Source organism: Mycobacteriales bacterium (assembly GCA_030697205.1).
In the GTDB taxonomy this organism is placed as follows: domain Bacteria; phylum Actinomycetota; class Actinomycetes; order Mycobacteriales; family SCTD01; genus JAUYQP01.
Genome location: JAUYQP010000012.1, coordinates 1 through 5,578 on the forward strand (window position 1 = coordinate 1; position 5,578 = coordinate 5,578).

General features: G+C 67.2%; 5 protein-coding genes. 3 read left to right on the top strand and 2 right to left on the bottom strand.

The window, feature by feature from the left end:
* Positions 1-238: 238 nt before the first annotated feature.
* The 3 genes from Q8R60_03300 to Q8R60_03310 all read left to right on the top strand — a co-directional run bounded on the left by Q8R60_03300 (position 239) and on the right by Q8R60_03310 (position 3,584).
* Complete coding sequence (locus Q8R60_03300; GenBank protein ID MDP3711497.1) at positions 239-568, top strand: hypothetical protein; 330 nt, start codon at positions 239-241, stop codon at positions 566-568.
* Positions 569-582: 14 nt separating this feature from the next.
* The gene (locus Q8R60_03305) at positions 583-1,650 is read left to right on the top strand and encodes a HigA family addiction module antitoxin (protein ID MDP3711498.1); all 1,068 of its coding nucleotides are present in this window, start codon (positions 583-585) and stop codon (positions 1,648-1,650) included.
* 233 nt (positions 1,651-1,883) lie between these two features.
* A complete protein-coding gene (locus tag Q8R60_03310; GenBank protein ID MDP3711499.1) occupies positions 1,884-3,584 on the top strand; it encodes an alkaline phosphatase D family protein in 1,701 nt (566 codons plus the stop codon).
* 130 nt (positions 3,585-3,714) lie between these two features.
* Here the strand turns inward: Q8R60_03310 and Q8R60_03315 are convergent, their stop codons facing one another.
* The gene (locus Q8R60_03315; protein MDP3711500.1) at positions 3,715-4,266 is read right to left on the bottom strand and encodes a 1-acyl-sn-glycerol-3-phosphate acyltransferase; all 552 of its coding nucleotides are present in this window, start codon (positions 4,264-4,266) and stop codon (positions 3,715-3,717) included.
* A gap of 371 nt (positions 4,267-4,637) precedes the next feature.
* On the bottom strand, positions 4,638-5,480 hold the full coding sequence (locus Q8R60_03320) for an IS1380 family transposase (protein MDP3711501.1): 843 nt from the start codon (positions 5,478-5,480) through the stop codon (positions 4,638-4,640).
* Positions 5,481-5,578: the final 98 nt, after the last annotated feature.

Here is a 5,578-nt window from a genome sequence, read left to right on the forward strand (position 1 = left end):
AGCTCAACGATCTCAGCCTTGAACTCCGACGTGAACGCACGCCTTGGCCGGGGTGCCTTTCTCCCCTTGTTCGCCATGCTGGACATCCTCTCCGGGGCAACGCCCCTGATGGTGGATGTCCGTCAAAGCGGGTCAGCCTCAGCTACGCGCTCAGCCCGGCGTGCCGCCCCTAAGTGCGTGTGGATGTGCAACACTTCACCTGGTCAGGTACTTTACGTCAGAGGTAAAGACATGGAGGATGGACCTCGAGTTCGACGACGCAAAGTTGCAGAAGTGCTGTGAGTCTCAGAAGCAGATGGTCCGGGCCTACGGGCCCAAGACGGCCAACAAGCTGCAGGCCCGGCTCAACGCGCTACGCAGCCTTGACGTCGTCGCCGACTTGTGGCCACTCCCTGGCAGGTGGCACGTGCTGACGGCGGATCGGGCCGAGCACTTCGCCGCCGACCTCGACCACCCCTATCGCCTCATCGTCCGACCGACGGCCCCGATCCCTCGACTGCCCGACGACGGCATCGACTGGACCCGTGTTCGTGCGGTGACCGTCGTTGAGGTCTGCGACTACCACTGAAGGAGGACCCGGCGATGAGCAAGTTCCGGCCCGACTGGGCGGTACCTCCTGGCGCGACCCTCGAGGAGTGGCTCGAGGAGGTGAACATGACTCAGGTCGAGCTCGCATCGCGTGTCGGACTGTCCGCGAAGGCGCTCAATCAGATCATCCGAGGACATGCTCCACTTACGCAGGAGACAGCGTTGCGCCTTGAGGTCGTGACGGATGTCCCCGCCGCGACGTGGAATCGTCTCGAGGCGCAGTGGCAGGCTGAGAGTCAGCGCTTGAAGCGATCCGCGAGCCTTGGCGAGGCCACCGAGTGGGTAAAGCAGTTCCCGCTCGAGTGGCTTCGCAAGAACGGTGCGATCACCGCCACGGGGCACGACCGGGTTGGTCAAGTCGAGCAGGTGCTGATGTTCTTTCGGGTCGCAACGCCCGAGGCGTGGGAGAAGACCTGGAGTAAGCCCGCCGCAGCCTTCCGGCAATCCTCGGCGCACGAGGTGCAGGCCCCTGCGGTAGCGAGTTGGCTGCGTCTGGGCGAGGTCTACGCGGAGAAGATCGATTGCGCGCCGTTCGACGCCGCAGCGCTTCGTGCGCAGCTCCCGGATTTGCGCAGCCTAAGCCTGCAGGATCCGGAACGCTACGGCCAGGAATTGATCGCGCGCTGCGCACGGGTCGGCGTGGCGCTGGTCTTCCTGCCAGAGCCCGCTGGCGCCAGGTGCTCGGGTGCTGCCCGCTGGTTCCGGACGAGGTACATCGTGCAACTTTCGCTTAGATACAAGAGCGACGACCACCTGTGGTTCAGCCTCTTCCACGAACTGGGGCACGTCCTTCTGCATGACCGCAGCGAGATCTTCATCGAAGGACTCTCGGCGGGGTCCGAAGTCGACGCGAAGGAGGAACAAGCGGACACCTTCGCGAGGACGCTATTGATTCCCGACGAGTATGTGAGCCGGCTGAACCAGTTGCGGAGCCTCTCTTCGATGGTCGCCTTCGCTCAGGAGATCGGGGTGGCCCCTGGCATCGTGGTCGGTCGTCTCCAGCGGGAGCGGAAAGACTTCTCTTTCGGCAACAGCCTCAAGAAGCGACTGGCGTTCGCCTGACTTGTACACATGCCCCGGCGCCGTTGCTGACTTCGCGGGTAGTCGACGCGCGGCTGGTCACGCAGCGTCGGAGGCTTGCCTGACGTCCTCATCTGCCGCGAGGCGGCGTGGCGGCTGCGCCTACGCCTGGTCGTTGGAACTGCGACGGACTTTGTCCGCGTCTCCACCGGCTTGATCCACGATCTTTTCCGATCCGCAGACAGGCGTCCCTGCAGCCGCCTTGGATGAGCCCCATGACCCTCGACCGCCGCTCGTTCCTCAAGCTCGCTGCTGTCGCTTCCGCCGGCGTCGCGGGCGGATCCGCGCTACAGGGCACCGCGTTCGCATCGACGCTCGGGCTGGACCCCGACGGTGTCTTCCAGTACGGCGTCGCCTCCGGCGATCCGCTGCCAGGCCGGCTGATCATCTGGACTCGCGTGACGCCGGTTCCCTCGGCCTCACCGGGCAGTGGGGTCGGCGACGCGACCCCCGTCCGGTGGGTCGTGGCTACAGATCCCAGGCTCAAGAAGGCCGTCGCCTCCGGCAGCGTCAACACGTCCGCTGCGAGCGACCACACAGTCAAGGTCGATGTCGGCGGCCTCGAGCCGGCTACGACCTACTGGTACGGCTTCGTGGCCAAAGGCCAGATCTCCCCGGTCGGCCGAGGCCGCACCGCGCCCGCCGCGGGAAGCACGCCCGAGCGACTCCGCTTCGGTCTGGCGAGCTGCTCCAACTACGCCGCGGGGTTCTTCGCGCCGTACCGCTTCCTCGCTGCCCGCAACGATCTGGACTTCATCCTGCACGTCGGCGACTACATCTACGAGTACGGCGACGGCCAGTTCGGTGCGACGCGGCCGCTCGACCCGCCGACCGAGATCGTCGAACTCGAGGACTACCGGCGGAGGCACGCGCTCTACAAGGCCGACTCCGACCTACGGGCTGCGCACGCTGCGCACACATGGATCACGACGATCGACGACCACGAGATCACCAACGACACCTGGCGCGATGGAGCCCAGAACCACCAGCCCGCAACGGAGGGCAGCTTCTCTGAGCGCCGCTCCGTGGCCTTTCAGGCGTACCTGGAGTGGATGCCGATCCGCGTCACGCCCGTTGGGGCAGGTGGCGTCGAGCTGTACCGGAGCTTCCGGTTCGGCACACTCGCCGATCTGGTCATGCTCGACCTGCGCTCCTACCGCGACGCGCCCGCCACGACCGCGGCACAGCTCGGCGACCCGGCCCGTACGCTGCTCGGCGCGAGGCAGAAGCAGTGGCTACAGGGCGAGCTGGCGACGCCGACGCAGTGGAAGCTGCTCGGCAACTCTGTCCAACTCATGACGGTCAACTACCCCCCGACAGGGCTGTTGGGCAACCTGCTTGTCGGACCGGTCGAGCGGAACCAGGACGCCTGGGACGGCTACCCCTTCGACCAGGCCGCCGTGCTCGGACAGGCGGCGACGAGTGGCTACGACCTCGTCGCGCTGACCGGCGACATCCACACCACCTGGGCCGCCAACCTGCGGTCTCCTTCTGGTGCTGCGGCAGGAGTGGAGTTCGTCTGCACGTCCGTGACGTCGGACAACGTGAACGAACTCCTCGGCCAAGCCCCGCGCAACGCGACGTCGCAGGGCTTCGAGGGGATCCTCAAGACGATCAACGCGCCGCGCATCCCGCTCGTCGAGCTTGACTCTCACGGGGTGTCCGTCGTCGAGGTCACGGCCGCTCGGGTGCAGTGTGACTGGTGGTACGTCAGCGACCGCACCGACCCCGCCGCAAGCATGACGCCCGGCTTCTCGGCCCAGAGCGTCCGCGGCAGCCGCACCGTGACCCCGCTCGCCCCCGGCTTCGCCCCGATGCCGCTCGCGGACGACATCAGCCTCCACAAGCACGCCGACAAGGCAGCGAAGCCGCAGCCCAGAAGCCTTGGGCTGGCGGGCAGGCAGACCGGGAGCTGACCGACGGCTCACGTGCTGCATGAGCGCCAGCCCGTGACCGGGCAAGCCGCTCGACGATGGTGGATGGAGCCGATTCGCGCAACCGCAGCGACTGGGCCGGACTGCCGCGGTGACATCTCCACCGGTGCAATCAGTCGGTCTCTTCGCGCAGACGCGGTTCGGTGCGGTGCTCTGGACGAATGCCGTGCTTGTCCGCGTAGAACGCGCGGACCATGTCCATGTCCTTCTTGACGTCTCCGGACGGGTGGAAGCTCGGCCCGATCCCGAGGGTCCGCGTCGGGCCGTCCACAAATCCGAGACTGATCGGAAGGCCGGTCTGCTGGGCAATCCGATAGAAGCCAGGCTTCCAGTACTCGCCCTTGCTGCGGGTGCCTTCGGGGGCGATCGCAAGGAGGAAGTGCTCGCCGCTCTCGGCTTCTGCGAGCAGGGCCCGGATCGCGCCCCCCGGGTTGTCCCGATCGAGCGGGATACCGCCAGTCTTGCGCAGGACCCATCCCATGGCGCCCTTGAAGTAGGTGTGGCTGATCAGCGCCTGGGGACGCGCACTGTTGGCCCAAGACATGAGGAGCGTGGCGAGCCAGTCCCACTGGGACGTGTGTGGTGCGCCGACGAGGATCCCGCTGCGCGGCACATCGCCGACGAGCCTCCACCTCGCGGCCCGGAGCACGCCGCGGGCGAGCACACGTCGAACCTTCATCGTATGAGCCATATCCTGACGCTAACGCCGTCGGGCCGGCACGCAGACAGTGGGTCCGGCATCTCAAGGGCAGTGCGGATCCTGGGGTGACCGACCGACCCCGATGTCGAGGTTGTTCGCCCTGGCCCCCGACAGCTCGCCAAGCCCGATGAGCGAGCCCGTACGGGTGCGGCCGTTGCCTGGGCGCGGCAGCCCTGGCACATCGCGCGGACAAGTCGCACTAGCCTCGATCTTTCGTGATCTTGGTTGGTCGGGGGCATTGACCGCGGCGTCGCGATGACAGGTGTCTGGGCGTGGGTGTTCGCCGCGTCTGTCGCGGTCTCCGGTGGTGCTGGTCGGTGAGGGTGTGGCGGGTGTCAGCTGTTGAGTGCGTGGAGCCGCTCGTGACCGGCGATCAGGATGTTGTTCCAGGGCCAGCCGCGGGGTAGTCGCAGCCAGTCGCGTCGTGCTGTCCGCACGACCCGGCCAGCCACGTTGAGCAGCCGGAACCGCAGCCGTTTGGGTTCCCAGGTCACGGCTGTGGTGTGGGCCAGCGCGAGGCGTTGGGTCCAGGCGAGCAGGTCACTGGCGAGCGCGACGAGTTCGAGCCAGATCTGGTTCTGCGCGAGGTCGTGCAGCGGCAGGTTGCGCAGCCCGGTGTCTTTGAGGTTGCGGATCCGGTCTTCGGCGCGGGCCCGCAGCCGGTGCTGCACTTCCAGGTCAGCGAGCCGGCCGCGCTGGTTGGTCGCGAAGACCGTGATCCGCCAGCCGTCGCGGTCGGTGATCCGTAGTTGCGCGCCAGGGTGCGGGCGTTCGCGGCGGGCGATGACCCGCATGTCACTGGGCCAACGCTGCGTGCCGGTGGCGGTGGGGACGTAGCGGGTGAGCTCGGCGACCTGCGCTCCGTCGCGCCCGAACCCGTCAGGGTCCAGCGCGGCCTTCCATGCCTGCCGCGGGACGTTGTCGAGCGCGTCGAGGATCGTTGCCCACCCGCCGATCCCGACGGAGTAGCCGAGGCCGAGACTGCTGACGTGGTCTACGAAGTCATGGGTGCCGGCGCCGCTGTCGCCACGGACCACGACCCGGTCCCGCAGTTGCTCGGGGATCTGCGCGAGGGCGTCACCGAGCACGGTGATGTGATCGGCGGCGTTGTTGGCGTTGGCGTTGCCCGGGCGCAGCGAGCTTGTCAAGAATTCTGTGTAAGTCGCCTTGGTGATCATGGAAATGTGGGTTACCGGATGTGGTCGGCGAAGCGGTCGGGGGTAGGTCAGGGCGAGGGCGTTGAGAGCGGTTCTCCAGCCCTGGACGGTGGCGCCGT

Excerpts from the sequence above, each read along its gene's own strand:
- Q8R60_03305 (MDP3711498.1), top strand. The coding sequence starts at position 583 with ATGAGCAAGTTCCGGCCCGACTGGGCGGTACCTCCTGGCGCGACCCTC.
- Q8R60_03300 (MDP3711497.1), top strand. The coding sequence starts at position 239 with ATGGACCTCGAGTTCGACGACGCAAAGTTGCAGAAGTGCTGTGAGTCT.
- Q8R60_03320 (MDP3711501.1), bottom strand. The coding sequence starts at position 5,480 with ATGATCACCAAGGCGACTTACACAGAATTCTTGACAAGCTCGCTGCGC.
- Q8R60_03310 (MDP3711499.1), top strand. The coding sequence starts at position 1,884 with ATGACCCTCGACCGCCGCTCGTTCCTCAAGCTCGCTGCTGTCGCTTCC.